Source organism: Hyphomonas neptunium ATCC 15444 (assembly GCF_000013025.1).
GTDB classification, from domain to species: domain Bacteria; phylum Pseudomonadota; class Alphaproteobacteria; order Caulobacterales; family Hyphomonadaceae; genus Hyphomonas; species Hyphomonas neptunia.
The window spans coordinates 3,103,905-3,118,671 of record NC_008358.1 but is presented as its reverse complement, the minus strand read 5'-3'; the positions used below and the strand labels follow the sequence as shown (position 1 = coordinate 3,118,671).

The 14,767-nt window shown below is 61.9% G+C and carries 19 protein-coding genes; 13 read left to right on the top strand and 6 right to left on the bottom strand.

Annotated features, from left to right (window positions below; translation table 11 throughout):
• Positions 1-15: 15 nt before the first annotated feature.
• Complete coding sequence (locus tag HNE_RS14640) at positions 16-687, bottom strand: glutathione S-transferase family protein (RefSeq protein WP_011647935.1); 672 nt, start codon at positions 685-687, stop codon at positions 16-18.
• 127 nt (positions 688-814) lie between these two features.
• Complete coding sequence (locus HNE_RS14635; protein ID WP_011647934.1) at positions 815-2,785, bottom strand: S9 family peptidase; 1,971 nt, start codon at positions 2,783-2,785, stop codon at positions 815-817.
• 149 nt (positions 2,786-2,934) lie between these two features.
• Between HNE_RS14635 and HNE_RS14630 the strand changes: the two genes are divergently transcribed.
• On the top strand, positions 2,935-4,275 hold the full coding sequence (locus tag HNE_RS14630; RefSeq protein ID WP_011647933.1) for an alkaline phosphatase family protein: 1,341 nt from the start codon (positions 2,935-2,937) through the stop codon (positions 4,273-4,275).
• Between the two features lie 24 nt (positions 4,276-4,299).
• Here the strand turns inward: HNE_RS14630 and HNE_RS14625 are convergent, their stop codons facing one another.
• Both HNE_RS14625 and HNE_RS14620 read right to left on the bottom strand, forming a co-directional pair.
• Positions 4,300-4,716 carry a hypothetical protein gene (locus tag HNE_RS14625; protein ID WP_011647932.1) on the bottom strand — a complete coding sequence of 139 codons (417 nt, stop codon included), beginning with the start codon at positions 4,714-4,716 and terminating at the stop codon, positions 4,300-4,302.
• 93 nt (positions 4,717-4,809) lie between these two features.
• Positions 4,810-6,048 (bottom strand): pyridoxal phosphate-dependent decarboxylase family protein, encoded by a 1,239-nt coding sequence (locus tag HNE_RS14620; protein WP_011647931.1) that lies wholly within the window; start codon positions 6,046-6,048, stop codon positions 4,810-4,812.
• A 183-nt stretch (positions 6,049-6,231) separates the two neighbouring features.
• On the opposite strand from HNE_RS14620, the gene HNE_RS14615 reads away from it, so the two are divergent.
• From HNE_RS14615 to HNE_RS14605, 3 genes are all read left to right on the top strand, one after another.
• Entirely contained in the window at positions 6,232-6,717 is a 486-nt protein-coding gene (locus HNE_RS14615; RefSeq protein ID WP_035591521.1) for an SspB family protein, read from the top strand.
• 53 nt (positions 6,718-6,770) lie between these two features.
• On the top strand, positions 6,771-7,199 hold the full coding sequence (locus HNE_RS14610) for a PaaI family thioesterase (RefSeq protein ID WP_233351918.1): 429 nt from the start codon (positions 6,771-6,773) through the stop codon (positions 7,197-7,199).
• Positions 7,200-7,289: 90 nt separating this feature from the next.
• A complete protein-coding gene (locus HNE_RS14605; protein WP_011647928.1) occupies positions 7,290-8,516 on the top strand; it encodes a cytochrome P450 in 1,227 nt (408 codons plus the stop codon).
• 6 nt (positions 8,517-8,522) lie between these two features.
• Here the strand turns inward: HNE_RS14605 and HNE_RS14600 are convergent, their stop codons facing one another.
• On the bottom strand, positions 8,523-8,879 hold the full coding sequence (locus HNE_RS14600; RefSeq protein WP_011647927.1) for a RusA family crossover junction endodeoxyribonuclease: 357 nt from the start codon (positions 8,877-8,879) through the stop codon (positions 8,523-8,525).
• An 86-nt stretch (positions 8,880-8,965) separates the two neighbouring features.
• Between HNE_RS14600 and HNE_RS14595 the strand changes: the two genes are divergently transcribed.
• The 9 genes from HNE_RS14595 to HNE_RS19030 all read left to right on the top strand — a co-directional run bounded on the left by HNE_RS14595 (position 8,966) and on the right by HNE_RS19030 (position 13,701).
• Positions 8,966-9,565: a hypothetical protein gene (locus HNE_RS14595; protein ID WP_156950310.1), complete on the top strand. Its 600-nt coding sequence runs from the start codon at positions 8,966-8,968 to the stop codon at positions 9,563-9,565.
• A complete protein-coding gene (locus tag HNE_RS14590) occupies positions 9,562-10,086 on the top strand; it encodes a hypothetical protein (protein ID WP_148205904.1) in 525 nt (174 codons plus the stop codon). Before HNE_RS14595 ends, HNE_RS14590 begins: the two co-directional genes overlap by 4 nt.
• A gap of 141 nt (positions 10,087-10,227) precedes the next feature.
• Positions 10,228-11,628, top strand: a complete 1,401-nt coding sequence (fumC, locus tag HNE_RS14585) for a class II fumarate hydratase (protein WP_011647925.1) — start codon at positions 10,228-10,230, stop codon at positions 11,626-11,628.
• 27 nt (positions 11,629-11,655) lie between these two features.
• Positions 11,656-11,979, top strand: coding sequence for a hypothetical protein (locus tag HNE_RS14580; protein ID WP_011647924.1), 324 nt, complete (start codon positions 11,656-11,658; stop codon positions 11,977-11,979).
• 67 nt (positions 11,980-12,046) lie between these two features.
• On the top strand, positions 12,047-12,328 hold the full coding sequence (locus tag HNE_RS14575; RefSeq protein WP_011647923.1) for a PepSY domain-containing protein: 282 nt from the start codon (positions 12,047-12,049) through the stop codon (positions 12,326-12,328).
• A gap of 85 nt (positions 12,329-12,413) precedes the next feature.
• Positions 12,414-12,710 (top strand): hypothetical protein, encoded by a 297-nt coding sequence (locus HNE_RS14570; protein ID WP_035591528.1) that lies wholly within the window; start codon positions 12,414-12,416, stop codon positions 12,708-12,710.
• Positions 12,711-12,715: 5 nt separating this feature from the next.
• Complete coding sequence (locus tag HNE_RS14565) at positions 12,716-13,321, top strand: GNAT family N-acetyltransferase (protein WP_011647921.1); 606 nt, start codon at positions 12,716-12,718, stop codon at positions 13,319-13,321.
• A complete protein-coding gene (locus HNE_RS14560; protein WP_011647920.1) occupies positions 13,318-13,509 on the top strand; it encodes a DUF4169 family protein in 192 nt (63 codons plus the stop codon). The genes HNE_RS14565 and HNE_RS14560 overlap by 4 nt, the downstream gene beginning before the upstream one ends.
• Positions 13,510-13,575: 66 nt before the next feature.
• Positions 13,576-13,701 carry a hypothetical protein gene (locus HNE_RS19030; protein WP_011647919.1) on the top strand — a complete coding sequence of 42 codons (126 nt, stop codon included), beginning with the start codon at positions 13,576-13,578 and terminating at the stop codon, positions 13,699-13,701.
• Between the two features lie 28 nt (positions 13,702-13,729).
• On the opposite strand, the gene HNE_RS14555 is transcribed toward HNE_RS19030, so the two are convergent.
• On the bottom strand, positions 13,730-14,740 hold the full coding sequence (locus tag HNE_RS14555; protein ID WP_148205903.1) for a hypothetical protein: 1,011 nt from the start codon (positions 14,738-14,740) through the stop codon (positions 13,730-13,732).
• Between the last annotated feature and the right edge of the window lie 27 nt (positions 14,741-14,767).

The following is a 14,767-nucleotide window of genomic DNA, read 5'->3' as shown; positions in this document are numbered from 1 at the left end:
CGTCAGCGGATTGAGCTAGAGAAGGATGGTGCCTTTGCCGTCCTTCTCCATCGCCCGGATGTAGGAGGGGTATTCCCGCATCTGCTTCAGGAAGCGGAAGGAATTGGGAAAGTCGGGCTCGGTCATCCCGCCGCGATGGGCGCAGAGCTCCATGGAATAGCCCATCACGATGTCGGCAGCGGTGAGTTCCTCGCCCGCAAACCATTTGCTTTCCCCCAGCGCTTTTTCGATTTCGCGGAAGAGGGCGGCAAGGCGCGGGCCGAAGAAAGCCTGATCCAGCGCGCCAACAATGGATTTCGCCACAGGGCGTATCAGGAAAGGCGAGCGGGCGGTCACTGCCATCATCACGAACTTGTTGGTCAGGAGTGGCTGAAGGCTGCCCTGCGAGGTGTGAAACCAGAAAAGGTATTTGGCGCGCATCGGTGAACCGGCTTCCGGACGCAGGCGGCCATTGTCATGCTTGTCGAGGATATAATCCACGATGGCGTTGGTCTCGGCGAGCGTGACATCGCCCTCTGTAATGACCGGCGCTGTGCCCAGCGGCGAGATCGCCTTGTAGGCGGCCGGCGCCATGCGGGACTTGGGATCGCGATCATAAAGCTTCACCTCATAGGGTACGCCCAGCTCCTCCAGCAGCCAGAGGATGCGGATGGATTGGGATTTCTCAAGGTGGTGCAGGGTGATCATCGGGTGTTCCTCAAAGCCAAGCAGGCGTTTCCCTAGCAGCTAGTGCGCCAGAGCGCACGGGAAAGCGTATCGGCCGCAGGTAAACGAAATTCTCCCCTCACCCCGCGCGGGCAGGGGGAGCGATGCCTCATTCAATGCCCAGCACTTCCTGCAGGAACATCGTCTCGGCTTCGCGCTGAGCTTCCCGGTTGGATTTGCGGCGGAACCCGTGGCCTTCATCCATGGCCATCAGGAACCAGGCGGTGACGCCATTGGCTTTTACAGCCTCCAGGATCTGCTCGGACTCCGTATACGGAACGCGGGGGTCGTTGAAGCCCTGAATGACGAGCAGCGGCTTGGTGATCTTCGAGGCATTCTTCAGCGGCGAGATTTCGTCAAAGAAGGCGGCGATTTCCGGATAGCGTTCATCCCCATATTCAGCGCGGCGCAGGTCTGCCCGGTAGCCTTCGGTATTTTCAAGGAATGTCTTGAAGTCCGAGATGCCGACAATGTCGATGCCACCGGCCAGCCGGTCACCATAATCAATCATCGAGGCGAGAACCATGTAGCCGCCATAGGAGCCGCCATAGACGATGACCTTTGAGGCGTCGAGATCGGGTTGGGTTTCTATCCAGTCCAGCAGGGCGCCGATGTCTTCTACCGATTTTTTCCGGCTCAGGCCGTTATCAAGCGAGACATAGGTTTTTCCGTAGCCGGATGAGCCCCGTACATTCGGGACCACGACCGCGAGGCCAAGCTCGTTCACCCAATACTGGGCCGGCGAGGCAAAGCCGGGCCGGGACTGGCCTTCCGGTCCGCCATGAATGGAGATGATGACCGGATGAGGGCCGGCGCTTTCGGGTTTGTAAATGAAGGCGGGAATGTCCATCCCGTCTGCATTGGGATAGTCGAAGAGCGTTGGCTCGACGAAGGTGTCAGCGTTGATGCCGCCAGTTTCCGCCTCGGTCCAGCGGGTGAGGTTGAGCGTGGCGACGTCGAAAGACCAGGCGTCTGCCGGGCTCGTGGCAGCGTTGAAGGTGAAGCCGACATGATCGCCCGAGCGCGAGAAGCCAAGCCCCGACGCAATGCCGACCGGCAGGGTCGGGCCAGGGCGGACGAGGCCACTTTCGATTTCCAGCAGATGGATCGTGCCAAGCCCGCCTTCATTCAGCGTGAAGGCCACCGTATTGCCATCCGGGGAGAGTTCCCAGTCAGACACGCCCCATTCAATCTCGCCGGTGTAGTTGATGACGGCTCCGTCGGGCGTGATGCGGACGAGATTTGTGAACTCGCTGTCCTTGTCGGTCGCCGTCAGCACCGAGCCATCCGCCAGCAGCGCGCCACCGGAATAGGCCACCGTGTCATCTGCATTGATCTGCGTGAGTGTGCCGGAGGCAACATCGAGAATAAAGAGGTGGCTTTCGGCGATCGAGATGTAGCGCTGCAACAGCAGTTTCGATCCGTCATCGGACCAGTCTACAGGGCCAATGGCGCCTTCGCCCTCAAGCGCCACGCGCACGCTGGCAGGGTCTGCAGGATTGCCGATGATGATGTCATTGTTGGGGTCGCCCGGATGCGTGCGCGCCCAGGCAGCCAGAGTGCCCTGATCTGACCAGAGTGGGGCACCATTGCGCGTGCCGGGTTCGGTGAACCCGGTGATGCGGCCGGTTTCCATATCGAAGCGATAACCCTGATAATATTCGTCTCCGCCTTTGTCCCGCGCGAAGAGGAATGTGCCGCCTTGCGGGCTGACAGTGGCATTGCCGACAGTCTCGTCGAAGAAGGTGAGCTGGCGCCGTGCGCCGCCGGGCGAGGTGACTTCATGCAACTGATTGGTATCGCCAAACCGGGTAGTGATCAGCATGCCGCCTTCGCCGGTCCAGTCGAGGAAGGCGTGGCTGCGGACATTTTCATACGCCGTGAGACGTTCGGAGATTTCAGCGGGGATGTCCGGAATGGATTCCATCACCAGATTGCCCCTGGTCACACGCTCGGCAGCGATCTGGGCGGTGGGCGCTTCGGTGAGCGTGGCTTCGGGCGCAGTCGCTGTCTGCGCGCAGGCGGCAAGGGCAGCAGCAAGCGCTGCAAGGGACACGAAGCTGAGGCTGCGTGGTTTCATGGCGGTCTCCCCATCAGTCATTTTTCATTACGACTGGTTTAGTGCGTTCACGCCTCGCGTCACGCCTTTTTCACCCCATGGGCTTCACATCGCCGCTACATTCGGGGTCTAAGGCGGAAGGAATTTCACCATGTGTAAGGGAGCCGGGTATGGGCCGTTTGAAAACACTGGCAGGGGTGGTTGTGGTGGCGGGCCTGATGGCGGCCTGTCAGTCGGCGCAGGACGAACTGCCGCCGCCCGCATCGCTCACCGCGCCGCAAATCGCTGAAAACGCCGCGACGCCGGAAACCGAAGCGCCGCTCGTCCTGATGATCGGGCTCGATGGCCTCAACCCGTCCATGATTGACCGCTGGGAGGCGCCAAACCTCAAGGCACTTGCTGCGCGCGGCGTGCGTGCCGAAGCGATGTATCCGGTGATGCCAAGCGTTACCTTCGTGAACTTCTACTCGCTCGCAACCGGGCTTTATCCCGAGCATCACGGGATGGTGGAGAATTACCCGTATGACAAAGCGACCGATCAACAGTTTGACCGGGCAACCGGGCCGACCGAAGAACACTGGTGGCAGGGCGAGCCGATCTGGGTAACCGCCGAGAAGCAGGGCCTGCCGACGTCCATCATGTTCTGGCTTGGCTCAGAGGTGCCCCATGATGGCGTGCGGCCTACGCGCTGGACCCCCTATGAACACAACAAGCCCTATCAGGACCGGGTGGATGAAGTGATGGCCTGGTACGACGCCCCGGAAGCCGAACTGCCCCGCTTTGCGGCGGTGTATTTCGACCGGGTGGATACTGCTGCCCACTATTTCGGACCGGGCTCGGACAAGGCCAAGGAAGCGCTTGCGGAAGTGGACGGGTATGTCGGCCAGCTGGCTCAAGGCCTGAAAGACCGCGGCCTGCTCGAGCGCACGACGATCCTTGTCGTATCAGATCATGGCATGGTCTGGGTTGATCCGGAGAAGGTGATGGACATCGGCCAGTTCCTTGATCTGGACGCGCTGACCGTGCCGCAATTCAACGGCCCCTATGGCGGCTCCAACCATCCGTTCCTGCACATCTATGGCGCGGGCGACGCGCTTGAGACTGCCTATGAAGGCCTCAAGGATTTTGACGAGCACATCCATGTCTACAAGCGCGGGGAAATGCCCGATCACTATCATTTCGACCACCCCACACGCGGGCCGGATCTCTTCCTCGTGGCTGATCCGGGCTGGTCGGTGCGCAACGCCAATGTCGGCGGCTGGCGCGCGCCAATCCCCGGCCAGCACGGCTATGACAACCTGGACCCCAGCATGGCTGCGACCTTTATCGGCGCTGGCCCGATCTTTCCCGAAGGCGAAACAGCTGCGCCCTTCGAGAATGTGAACGTCTATCTGATGATTGCCTGCGCGCTCGGAATTGAGCCGGCGCAGACTGACGGCAATCCAGGCGTGGTGGAGATGGTGACCGGCGGACGCTGCCCGGCGGCCCGTGTTCAGGCCGCTCGGGAATAGGGCATCCAGCTGGCCGGCGGGGCGTTACTGTCCCAGCCGGTCGGTTTCCTCGCCGATAATATCCATGAGTTCGGGATGTTCAGCCTGGAGCGTGGTGAGGGCGGTCATCATGCGCATCTGAGCGTTTGCCAGATCCTCGTAATTGTTGCCGAAAATCTGCATGGCTTTCATGCCGGACACTTCGCCGCCAAGTTCTTCTTCCATGTTCTTGAGGCCATCGGCGGCCTTGCGAATCTCGGTCGCCGCCGATCTGGCGCTGGCTTCATCGTCCACGGTTTCGAGCGCGTCGGCGATGCGTGTCAGCTCGGCGACATACGCATCGCCAATATCACCGGCCGAGGACGAGGCCGAGATGTCCTTGCCTTCAACCTTGCCCTGGCCGCATCCGGTCAGCGTCATCATCCCGCCAAGCAAGGCCGCTGTAAGCGCTGCGTATTTCATCTGTTGTCCTCCACATGTGCCGCCGCGTCCCGGCGGGTTTCGTTGCCGGATAATGGAACATGGAGGAGGAGGCGGCGCAACACCTGCTCTGGATCAGGAGTAGCGCGCCTCCACCTTCGGCGCGGTGTCTCCCGCCTTCACCGCTTCAAGGCTGGCGGCGAGGTCGGCGAGATAATCGTCTGCCACTTCGGCATGCTTGGGCGAGAGCATGAGATGCAGGCTCGGCGGCTCAACCGTGAAGGAAGTGAACCAGCCGCGCTGCCGCATGGCGCTGTAGAGGGCGAGCGTGTCTGCCTGCGGATGGCGGAAGGCGACGAGGCCGAGGAGCGGCTTGCCAAGCACTTCAAAGCCGAGCGCATTCACGCCGGCTTCGATCCGCTCGCGCGTCTGGCAGACGAGGCCCTGCTTCTCCCGGTAGCCCGAAATACCCAGAACATTCATCACCGCCCAGGCTGCCGAGATCGCGCCGCCGGGCCTTGTGCCCGCCAGCGTCGGCGTTTTCATCGGCGCGCCCGACCATTCGCTGAGCGAAAATGGCATATGCTTGTAGAGATCGACGGACCGGAACAGCACGGTTGAGGCGCCCTTGGCGCAGTAGCCGTATTTGTGCAGGTCCGCGCTGATGGACTTCACTGCTGGAATGGCGAAATCAAAGTCCGGCACCGGCACGCCGTTCATGCGCGCAAACGGCGCGAAATAACCGCCGACACAGGCGTCGACATGCAACCACACATCTTTCTCTTCAGCGATTTTGCCGAGCTCTGCGATCGGGTCGATGATGCCATGCGGGAAGTTTGGCGCTGAGCCGACCATCATGATCGTCGCGCCATCAATCGCGGCCGCCATGGCGGCAGGATCGGCTTCGTAGCTGCCGTCAGTCTTGAGCGGCACGCTGCGGATTTCAATGTCCATCAGCAACGCCGCCTTGTGGAAGGCCAGGTGACCCGAGCGCGGGATGACGATGTTGTGGCGATCCTTCGCCATGCCCTTGGCGCGGGCATAGTCGCGCGCTGTCTTGATCGCCATGGTGATCGAATCGGTGCCGCCCGATGTGATGGCGCCGGTTGATCCCTCTGGTCCGTGCAGCAGGCCAAGCGCCATGGAGATCACATCCTTCTCCATCTGCGCGAGCGACGGAAAGGCGAGCGGGCCGAGGCCATTTTCCGCCATGAACAGGCCATAGGCTTCGTGCTGGAGGGCGTGCACATCTTCGCCGGCATTGAAAACGTAGACGGCTGTCTTGCCGTCGCGCCACGCAACATCGCCTGCGCCGCGCGCCAGCATGTCTGCGCGCACCTCGTCCCATGGGCGTCCTTCAGCGGGCATCTGCATGGCGGTCCTCCTCTTTTGAGAAGAGAGTAGGGGCTAAGCCCTTGGCTGGCCAGCCATTCGGGCGCTGCCGGCGTGTATCCAGAAAAGCGCTGGGGAAAAGAAAAACCTCGCCCGTTGTGCGAAGCCCGTTGCGGGGCTAAAGCCGCGGCCTTAGTTTAGGTTTGAAACGAAAAATTAACGGGGATGCAAAGCGCGAGCATGACGGACTATATCGGTTACGAAGCGCTTTCCCAGGCAGCCATGCGCGGCGTTGTGCGTGAAGCGCTCCGCCGCGGGAAAACCAATGGCGGCCTGCCGGGTGAGCACCATTTCTATATCTCCTTCCGCACCCGCGCGCCGGGCGTGAAGATTCCGCCGCAACTCGTGCAGCGGTTTCCCGAAGAGATGACCATCGTGGTCCAGCACCAGTATTGGGATCTGGAAGTCCATGAAGGGCATTTTGAAATCGTCCTGAAATTCTCCGGCGTGCCTCAGCATCTGTCGATCCCGCTGGCCGCGATCACGCGCTTTGTCGACCCGTCGGTGAACTTCGGGATCGCCTTCGAATCGCAGTCAAAGGATGCTGGCGTCATCGCGCCAGCGCCCACCGCGCCCATCGAAGAGCCCGCGCCCACCCCGAAAGTGGCGGGCGAAACGGTCGTCAGTCTTGACGCTTTCCGGCGCAAGTAAGACGCCAAGCAAGACATAAGGCCGGGTCATTGAGCACTGAAGAAAAGCCCCGCGTGACCGACGCTGAAATGCTCGCGCGGTTCCAGAACTCCAAAAAGCGCCCGCCCTGTTCGGAAACGCTCGGCATGCGCCTGGCAGACCTGAACCAGGACAAGCAATGGGTGAAGATGGAGTTCGACGTCTCGCCGAGCTTTGCCAATCCTACCGGCGCCGTGCAGGGCGGCTTCATTGCGGCGATGCTGGACGAAGCCATGAGCACGGCGGTGATCATTGCCTCCAACGTCACGATGACTGCGCCGACGCTGGAGATGAAGACCAGCTATCTGCGCCGTCTGATGCCGGGCAAGGCCAGCGTGGAAGCGCGCATACTCAAGCTCGGAAAATCGGCTGCTTTCATGGAGGCCGACTGTTTTGATGCCGAGGGTAAACTGGTTGCGCGCGCGACAGCCACAGCCATTCCGATGGCGTTCAAGCGCCTCTGATTTCTGACGCTGCGTCAGGGGCGAATTTCCTGATCATCAATGATAAGCTCTCCCGATAATTGCCGGCGTCAGACCGGCAGGGAGGACATCATGGCAGACGATTCGCGCCCCGCCGGCGCCGTGCAATCCATTCTTGAGCTTTCAGCGTTCAATCCCGCCGCGCGGGACAATCCGCATCCTATGCTCAAGACCATGCGCGAAGACTGTCCTGTCTTCCGCGATGAAGCAGCGAAGGTGTGGCTGCTCTCGCGCTACAAGGATGTGCGCGAGACGGTGAACGACCGTTCCTTCGTCCGTCATCCTACGAAGGCGGAGGAGGGGTCGCTCTCGGCCCGCTTTGTGGAGGAGCGCCAGGAGCGGGGCACCAGCATCCTGTTCCTCGACGATCCCGACCATGCCCGCATTCGCCAGCCACTGGCAAAGGCCTTCTATGCGCGGATCAATCGGATGCGGCCGGAGATCGAAGCGATGATCGATGCCATCATCGAGAAGGCGCCAGCGTCTGGGCCATTCGAACTGATGGCGGAGATCGCCGTGCCGGTTCCTGTCCTTGTTATTGCGAGAATTTTGGGGGTTGATGAGGCGCGCCTGGATGATTTCCGGCAATGGTCGGAAGAGGTGATTCTTGGGCTGAACCCCGTGCGCACGCCCGAGGAAGACGAAGCGCTGATCCGGGGCGCCTATGCGCTCGACGCTTACTTTGCCGAGTTGATGGAGGCCCGCCGCAAGGCGCCGCAGGATGATCTGGTCTCCGACATGGTCCAGCTTCAGGGTTCAGGCGAGGCGGAAATTTCCGATGGAGAGCTGCGCAACAACCTGGAGGCGCTGCTGGTCGGCGGCAACCTGACAACCACGGACCTTATCGGCAATGGCGTGTGGCTTTTCCTGACACATCCAGGACAGATCAGGACATTCCGGGACAATCCGGGACTCGCTGCGCAGGCGGTCGAAGAGGTTCTGCGCTTTGAAGCGCCGGTCTCGATCACCTCGCGCATCCTCCCCGACGATCGCGATGTGGGCGGCTGCCCCATGAAGGCGCGCCAGCCGGTCTGGATGTCGCTGGCCGGCGCGAACCGCGACCCGGAGGTGTTCGAGGAGGCCGAGACGTTCGACATCACCCGCAAGCGGGCAAGCCATGTCGCGTTCGGCGGCGGTCCGCATATCTGCATTGGTGCGCCGCTTGCCCGGATCGAGGCGCGGCATGTGTATCTGAAGCTGTTCGAGCGCTATCCGGATTTGAGGCTGGCGGAGCAAGAACTGGCCTGGCGGACGCTGCCGTTCTTTCGCGGTCTGGAGAAGCTGATCGTCGAGGGGTAAGGGCCTTCAGCCCTCCATCGCCTCAGCCAGCATCCAGATGCCGTCCCGCTCCGCCGCGCGCCGCTCGACCAGCAGGCGGGCGACCTGATGGTCATCTTCGAACACATTCCCGCACAGGCTGTCGAGCAGGGCCTTGGCCAGATTGTCGAGGTCCATCCACGGCGCGTCGCCCAGATGCTCCATCACGATATGCACGCTGTAATCACCATAGCCGGGCCGCAGGCGTGGGAAGTCCTTGCGGAAGAACTCTTTGAGCAGGGTCTTGTAGTATTTCGTCTGGGTGGTGAGGCCCGTGCACGTCACCTCCAGCGCGCCATCCTCCGTGATGCGCGCGCGGACTTTGCCCGATTGTATCCAGTCCACTCTTAATCCTGCCTCGCGGAATGTCTGACCCGGTTTAGCCCGTTCCTGCGCCTTATCAGTTAGAGCAGAATGTGGGGCGATTTGTCGTGTGGAAAATGTTCAAGCGGGAAAAGGGCCAAGAGACATCCCCGCCGGCTACAGAAAATCCGGCTGCTGACGCGCGGGAGAAAGACTTCACCCGGCCGGAAGACTTCACCATTACCGCCGAGCACATGATCGCGCAGGAAGCAGACGTTGCGGCGGCGTTTGAAGAAGCGGTTCGCAAGGCACAAAACGGGGAGCCTTTCGGAACAGCGCTTTATTTCCAGCTGATTCAGATAGCGCACAATCATCAGGCGGTCGCCGACCTGATTGATCAGCTTCCCGATTGGGCGTTTGGGGACTACCCGACTTCACACTTTGCCACGATCCTTCATGCCTGGGTCGTGAATACCAACGAAACGCCCAAAGCCCAGCATACCCAGTTCGTGCGTTTTGCCGTGATCGCGGGCTGGCGCCCCGGAGACGCCAATGCCTACTGGTGGGAGCAGGAAATCATCGGCGGCGGCGAGCATGTGCGCCGCGCCGGGCACGCGATGGCGCTGGATATTCTGCCAGAGACACTCACCCTGCATCCCCGCGAAAACGAGGTAGGCCAGCACTTTGTCGAGGAGCTCAAACGTCTCCGCGCGGAGGCAAATCTATGAATGAAGCAGAACACATTCGTGGGCCATTGGGGCACACTTTGACGCCTTCTGTCCTCAAGATCGCTTTCGATGAGGCCTACCAGGCCATCAGCGAGGCGACTGCGCGTGCCACGCCCCCTGGCGAAGCGAGCATATATGGCGCGGCCCTCTGGTTGGCGCTCGCCCAGCGCGGCGCAGACCCAGTGGAATTGGATCGGACCATTGATCGCCTGCCCATGATCGCCTTCGGAGACCAGGGGCAGGTTGCGGAGTTTGCGGCGACCGTCTGCAGATGGGCTCACAAGGGCGCGCCCAACCGGGGCATGGCGGCGCGACGGGCGAAGGAAATCCTTATCCGGTCCGGCTGGAAACCAGGCCAGGTAAATTCCAGTTTTGTAACCCTGAACAATGCCATGCACATCTTTGGCTCGACCCAGGATTTTCTGGGAGGGGAGCCCGAGCTTGACGCGCTCGAACAGCGGCCGCTCTCGCCCCGGCAAAGAGCGGCGGTTGCCTATATGAAAGCCAATTCGCCTTTCTGATCGGAAGACCTCTCGAGCGCCCTCCTCTCACCTTAACCCGGCATCCCGTGGGAAAGCGGGGCTATCGCGGCTTGATGAGCGCAGAGCAGGGGGCTAAACCGCCCGGCGACATTGCTTAAGCCGAGCTTCAGGAGCGCCCCCATGGCCAAGACCCCCACACGCACAGAATCGGACACTTTCGGCCCTATCGAGGTTGAGGCGGACAAGTATTGGGGCGCGCAGGCGCAGCGCTCGCTGGGCAACTTCAAGATAGGCTGGGAGAAACAGCCCCAGCCCATCGTGCGCGCGCTCGGCATCGTCAAGAAAGCCGCCGCCGAAGTGAACATGGCGATGGAGAAAATGGACCGTCTGGTCGGCCGCGCCATCGTTCAGGCCGCCGATGAAGTCATCGAGGGCAAGCTCGACGCGCATTTCCCGCTGGTCGTCTGGCAGACCGGCTCGGGCACCCAGTCGAACATGAACGCCAATGAGGTGATCTCCAACCGCGCCATCGAGATCCTGAACGGCAAGGTCGGCTCCAAGGCGCCGGTTCACCCGAACGATCATGTGAACATGTCCCAGTCGTCCAACGACACCTTCCCGACCGCCATGCACATCGCCTGCGCCGAGCAGGTCGTGCACAAGCTGGTCCCCGCCCTGCAACAGCTCCAGAACGCTCTGAACGACAAGGCACAGGCCTGGAAGGACATCATCAAGATCGGGCGCACGCATACGCAGGATGCCACCCCGGTCACCCTCGGACAGGAATTCTCCGGCTACGCCAAACAGCTCGAAAACGGCATCAAGCGGATCGAGATGACCCTGCCGATGCTGATGGAACTCGCCCAGGGCGGCACGGCGGTGGGCACCGGCCTTGCCTCGCCGGAGGGCTTTGCCGAGCTGGTGGCCGACAAGATCGCCCAGATCACCGGCCTGAACTTCACCTCCGCGCCCAACAAGTTCGAGGCGCTTGCCGCCCATGACGCGATGGTGATGACCCACGGCGCCATCACGACCGTGGCGATGAGCTGCTTCAAGATCGCCAACGACATCCGTTTCCTCGGCTCTGGCCCGCGCTCGGGCCTTGGCGAGCTGGCCCTGCCGGAGAACGAGCCGGGCTCCTCGATCATGCCGGGTAAGGTGAACCCGACCCAGTGCGAAGCCCTCACCCAGGTCTGCGCGCATATTCACGGCAACAACGCCGCCATCGGCTTTGCCGGCAGCCAGGGTCATTTCGAGCTGAACGTGTTCAACCCGATGATGGCCTACAACTTCCTGCAATCTGTCCAGCTGCTGGCAGATGCGGCCGTGTCCTTCACCGAGAACTGCGTTGTCGGCATCGAGCCGCGCCTCGACAATATCCAGCGCGGCCTTGAAAATTCGCTGATGCTGGTGACGCCGCTGAAGGAAAAGTATGGCTACGATCTGGCCGCAAAAGTAGCCAAGACCGCGCACAAGAATGGCACCACACTGAAGGTCGAAGCCCTGGCGCTCGGCATTTCGGAGGAAGATTTCGACGCCATCGTGCGGCCTGAGAAAATGATCGGACCGGACCCGGCATAAGGGCGCCAAGACCCTCGGTAATTTCCCATGGCGGCGTTGTTCCTTCTGGCTCTTGTGATACTGGCGGCGGCGCTGAGCGGGGCCGCCTACTTTTATCTGCGGCGGGGGCATGTGCCCCGCCGCGCGGCCGGGCTCAGCGCGACCTTCTTTGCCGGAGCGCTGGTGGGCTTCTTCACCGCGTTTCTGGCCGGGTCGCTGATTGCGCTGGCGCTGGAAAGCGACGGGTTGCTCGGGCCGACGGGGGCGGCTGTGTTCCTGCTGATGGTGGCCGCGACGGGCGCGCTGTGTGGCGCGCTCTGCGTCATGGGCATGTCCCGTATCCTGAAATGGAAGTCTGGCCTGCCGGGCTGACCCCGTTCATCGCCGGTTCCGTCTTTGGCTGATAGGGGTGCCCTCGAAACTCGGGAGGACCTGCACAATGGGCAGCATCCGAACGGGCCTGATGGCCCTGATAATCGTCACCGCAGCGCTCAGCCCGGCGCCGGCGCTGGCGCAGCGCGGCGATGACCGCTCGTTTGCCGGCTTTCAGGTGAGCCGGGCGACCGCTGTGGACATCGCGCGGGCCCAGGGCATGCGGGACGTGATGAAGGTTGAGGCCCGCCGCGGTGTCTGGCGTGTCGAGGGCCGGGATGGCAGCGGGCAGCGGCTTGTGGTCGAGGTCGACGGCTTCACGGGCGCGGTGGTGAAGGTCGAGCGCTGAGCGGCGCTATAACAGGCTGACGTGGGGAAGGGGGGCGGCTAGGATGGCGCCCAGAGAATCATCTCATGTCCAGAAAGGTCAGGCCATGTCCAAACCGCCCGTCGGCTCGAAATCCAATCCCTCCCAGTTCGATGTGCTGGGCAAGCTGGCAGATGACGAGCCCTATTTCATCATCCGGGCGCATGATCCGCTGTCGTCGGCGCTGGTCGAGTTGCACGCCTATATCGGCGCTGGCCAGTCTGGCGCCGCGCACAACAAGCTGGCCGAGATCATGGCGATGACGGCGGCCACGCCGCCGCGCCCGGCCTCCAGCCCCAAATACCGTGAGACCTTTGCGATTTCCCTCGCCATGGAACAGTGGCGCGACAGCCACAAGGACTAAGGCCCGTGTTTCTGGCGCCTGTCACGCTCGAAAACCAGTTCGTCCGCCTGCGGCCTTTTGTGCCGGGGGCGGATGGAGCTGAGCTTTATGCGCTGGCGGATCGGGCGCCCGAGATTTTCCGGCTGTGGTCCTTCCGCGGGCCGGGAGACTGGGTAGGCGCCTGGGCGGAGTCTATCCGCAGGCGGACGGAAGATGGCACGATGATTGCCTTTGCGGCAGAGCGTCCGCACGACAACGCCTTTCTTGGTATCACCAGCTTTCTTGACCCCAGTGAAGTGAATAAAAGCGTCGAGATCGGCATGACCTGCTATGCGCCCGAGGCGCAGGGCACGCGGGTGAATCCCTCTGCCAAGCGGCTATTGATGGCGCATGCGTTTGAGGCCTGGGGCGCGCGCCGCGTGCAGTATCAGGTGGATAACCGCAATGAGCGGTCGAAGGCGGCGGTGCTCAAACTCGGCGGCAAGCTTGAAGGCGTGCTGCGCAATCACCGGACCCTTCCGGACGGGTTTGTGCGCGATACCGCGTTCTTCTCTATTCTGGATACGGAATGGCCTGAGGTGAAAGCGCGGCTGGATGCCCGGATCGCCGCAGCCGAGGTCGCCGCGCCATGAGCGACCCGGTCAATCTCAACAAATTCCGCAAAGTGAAGGAAAAGGCCGAAAAGGAAACACGCGCGCAGGAAAACCGCGCGAAGTTTGGCCAGACCAAAGCGGCAAAGAAGCTGGACAAGGCGCGGGCAGACAAGCTGAAAAAGTTAACGGATGGGCACCGTCTGCAAGACTTTGGCAAGGATGGTTAAAAAAGCGTTGACAGGCCCGGCTCTTGCACTGAAATCACCACCTGTATCAGTGTGGGAGTGCCGTCGATGTTCAAGCGTGTCATGCTCAAGACGGCTTTCGCCTTTACCGCCTTCAGTTCTGGCATTGTCTGGGGCATCGCCGCCGAAGCCAGCGCCGCCGGTATCCCGCTGATCGGCCTCTTTCAGGGCTGATCCATTTCGGGCCCCTTCCGGGCCAGGGTCAATACCCGGCCGGACTGCGCACCTGATCAATCAGACGGTTATCATATCTCCCGCGTGAGATGCGCCCCAGCGCGTCGAAGATCGGCTTGGCGTCCTTGTCCTTGAGCAGGGGAATGCCGCGCGCGATTTCGGCCGCTTCGGCGTAGAGCAGGTGGGCTTTCTCCAGGTCTCCGCGCGCTTCGGTGCAGGCGGCAAGATTGTGCAGGATGCCGGGGGCTTTGGGATAGGTTACGGCCAGTTCCTGCCACTGCGCGCAGGCGCCGATATATTCGCCGCGCCGGGTGGCCTTCACTGCGGCCGCGAACCGTGGATCGGCAGCTTCCTCTGGCACCAGCGGCTTGTCGACAATCTCGGCGCGCAGCGTGGTCATGTAAGGGGCAATGTCATAGCGGAAGGCTGGAATGGCAGCAGCTACGGCATTTGCGATCATGCCGATGGGCGCGTCCCAGTGCGGCAGGGTTTCATGGATCACGTCGCCGAAGGGGCCGGTGGACTGATCCGTATCAGGATATTCTGCCACGTCGTAGCAGTCTTCCTGCTCAGTGGCGCCGCCATGTTCTGAGGTGAAGACCGCACGGCCGGTGTCAAAGTCCACAAGGGTGGCGCGCACGGCAACGTTCACGATGTCTTTGGGGCAGTGCATCTCGACCACCACATGGCGATCACAGTCAAACAGGCCGCCATACTTGCCGCAGCGCCGCTCGCGCTGGAAGCGGGTTTCGCGGGCAAAGCCGGTGATCAGCACTTCGCCTTCATAGGTGCCCTGCGGGCGCATGGGGTCCATCACGGTGAACCAGCGCAGACCCTGAAGCTCGGTTGCATTGATCATCGCCTGAAATTCAGCCTCGGCAATATCCCCGGCTGGGCCGCGAAACCGGCCGACGGCGACATCGGTATAGTTCAGTGCTTCGGCGTAATTGGGCGCCGCGCGCGCCGCATAATCATATCCCGGCGTCGCGCAGGCTGCCGCCGCCATAAGAACCCCTGCCAGCAAAACCAGTCGTCTCATCTTCATCCCCACTAAAGCGTCAGTTCA

Bases quoted from the DNA above. Each gene is read 5' to 3' on its own strand.
- HNE_RS14640 (WP_011647935.1), bottom strand. From the start codon at position 687: ATGATCACCCTGCACCACCTTGAGAAATCCCAATCCATCCGCATCCTC.
- HNE_RS14635 (WP_011647934.1), bottom strand. From the start codon at position 2,785: ATGAAACCACGCAGCCTCAGCTTCGTGTCCCTTGCAGCGCTTGCTGCT.
- HNE_RS14630 (WP_011647933.1), top strand. From the start codon at position 2,935: ATGGGCCGTTTGAAAACACTGGCAGGGGTGGTTGTGGTGGCGGGCCTG.
- HNE_RS14625 (WP_011647932.1), bottom strand. From the start codon at position 4,716: ATGAAATACGCAGCGCTTACAGCGGCCTTGCTTGGCGGGATGATGACG.
- HNE_RS14620 (WP_011647931.1), bottom strand. From the start codon at position 6,048: ATGCAGATGCCCGCTGAAGGACGCCCATGGGACGAGGTGCGCGCAGAC.
- HNE_RS14615 (WP_035591521.1), top strand. From the start codon at position 6,232: ATGCAAAGCGCGAGCATGACGGACTATATCGGTTACGAAGCGCTTTCC.
- HNE_RS14605 (WP_011647928.1), top strand. From the start codon at position 7,290: ATGGCAGACGATTCGCGCCCCGCCGGCGCCGTGCAATCCATTCTTGAG.
- HNE_RS14590 (WP_148205904.1), top strand. From the start codon at position 9,562: ATGAATGAAGCAGAACACATTCGTGGGCCATTGGGGCACACTTTGACG.
- fumC (WP_011647925.1), top strand. From the start codon at position 10,228: ATGGCCAAGACCCCCACACGCACAGAATCGGACACTTTCGGCCCTATC.
- HNE_RS14580 (WP_011647924.1), top strand. From the start codon at position 11,656: ATGGCGGCGTTGTTCCTTCTGGCTCTTGTGATACTGGCGGCGGCGCTG.
- HNE_RS14575 (WP_011647923.1), top strand. From the start codon at position 12,047: ATGGGCAGCATCCGAACGGGCCTGATGGCCCTGATAATCGTCACCGCA.
- HNE_RS14570 (WP_035591528.1), top strand. From the start codon at position 12,414: ATGTCCAAACCGCCCGTCGGCTCGAAATCCAATCCCTCCCAGTTCGAT.
- HNE_RS14560 (WP_011647920.1), top strand. From the start codon at position 13,318: ATGAGCGACCCGGTCAATCTCAACAAATTCCGCAAAGTGAAGGAAAAG.
- HNE_RS19030 (WP_011647919.1), top strand. From the start codon at position 13,576: ATGTTCAAGCGTGTCATGCTCAAGACGGCTTTCGCCTTTACCGCCTTC.
- HNE_RS14555 (WP_148205903.1), bottom strand. From the start codon at position 14,740: ATGAGACGACTGGTTTTGCTGGCAGGGGTTCTTATGGCGGCGGCAGCC.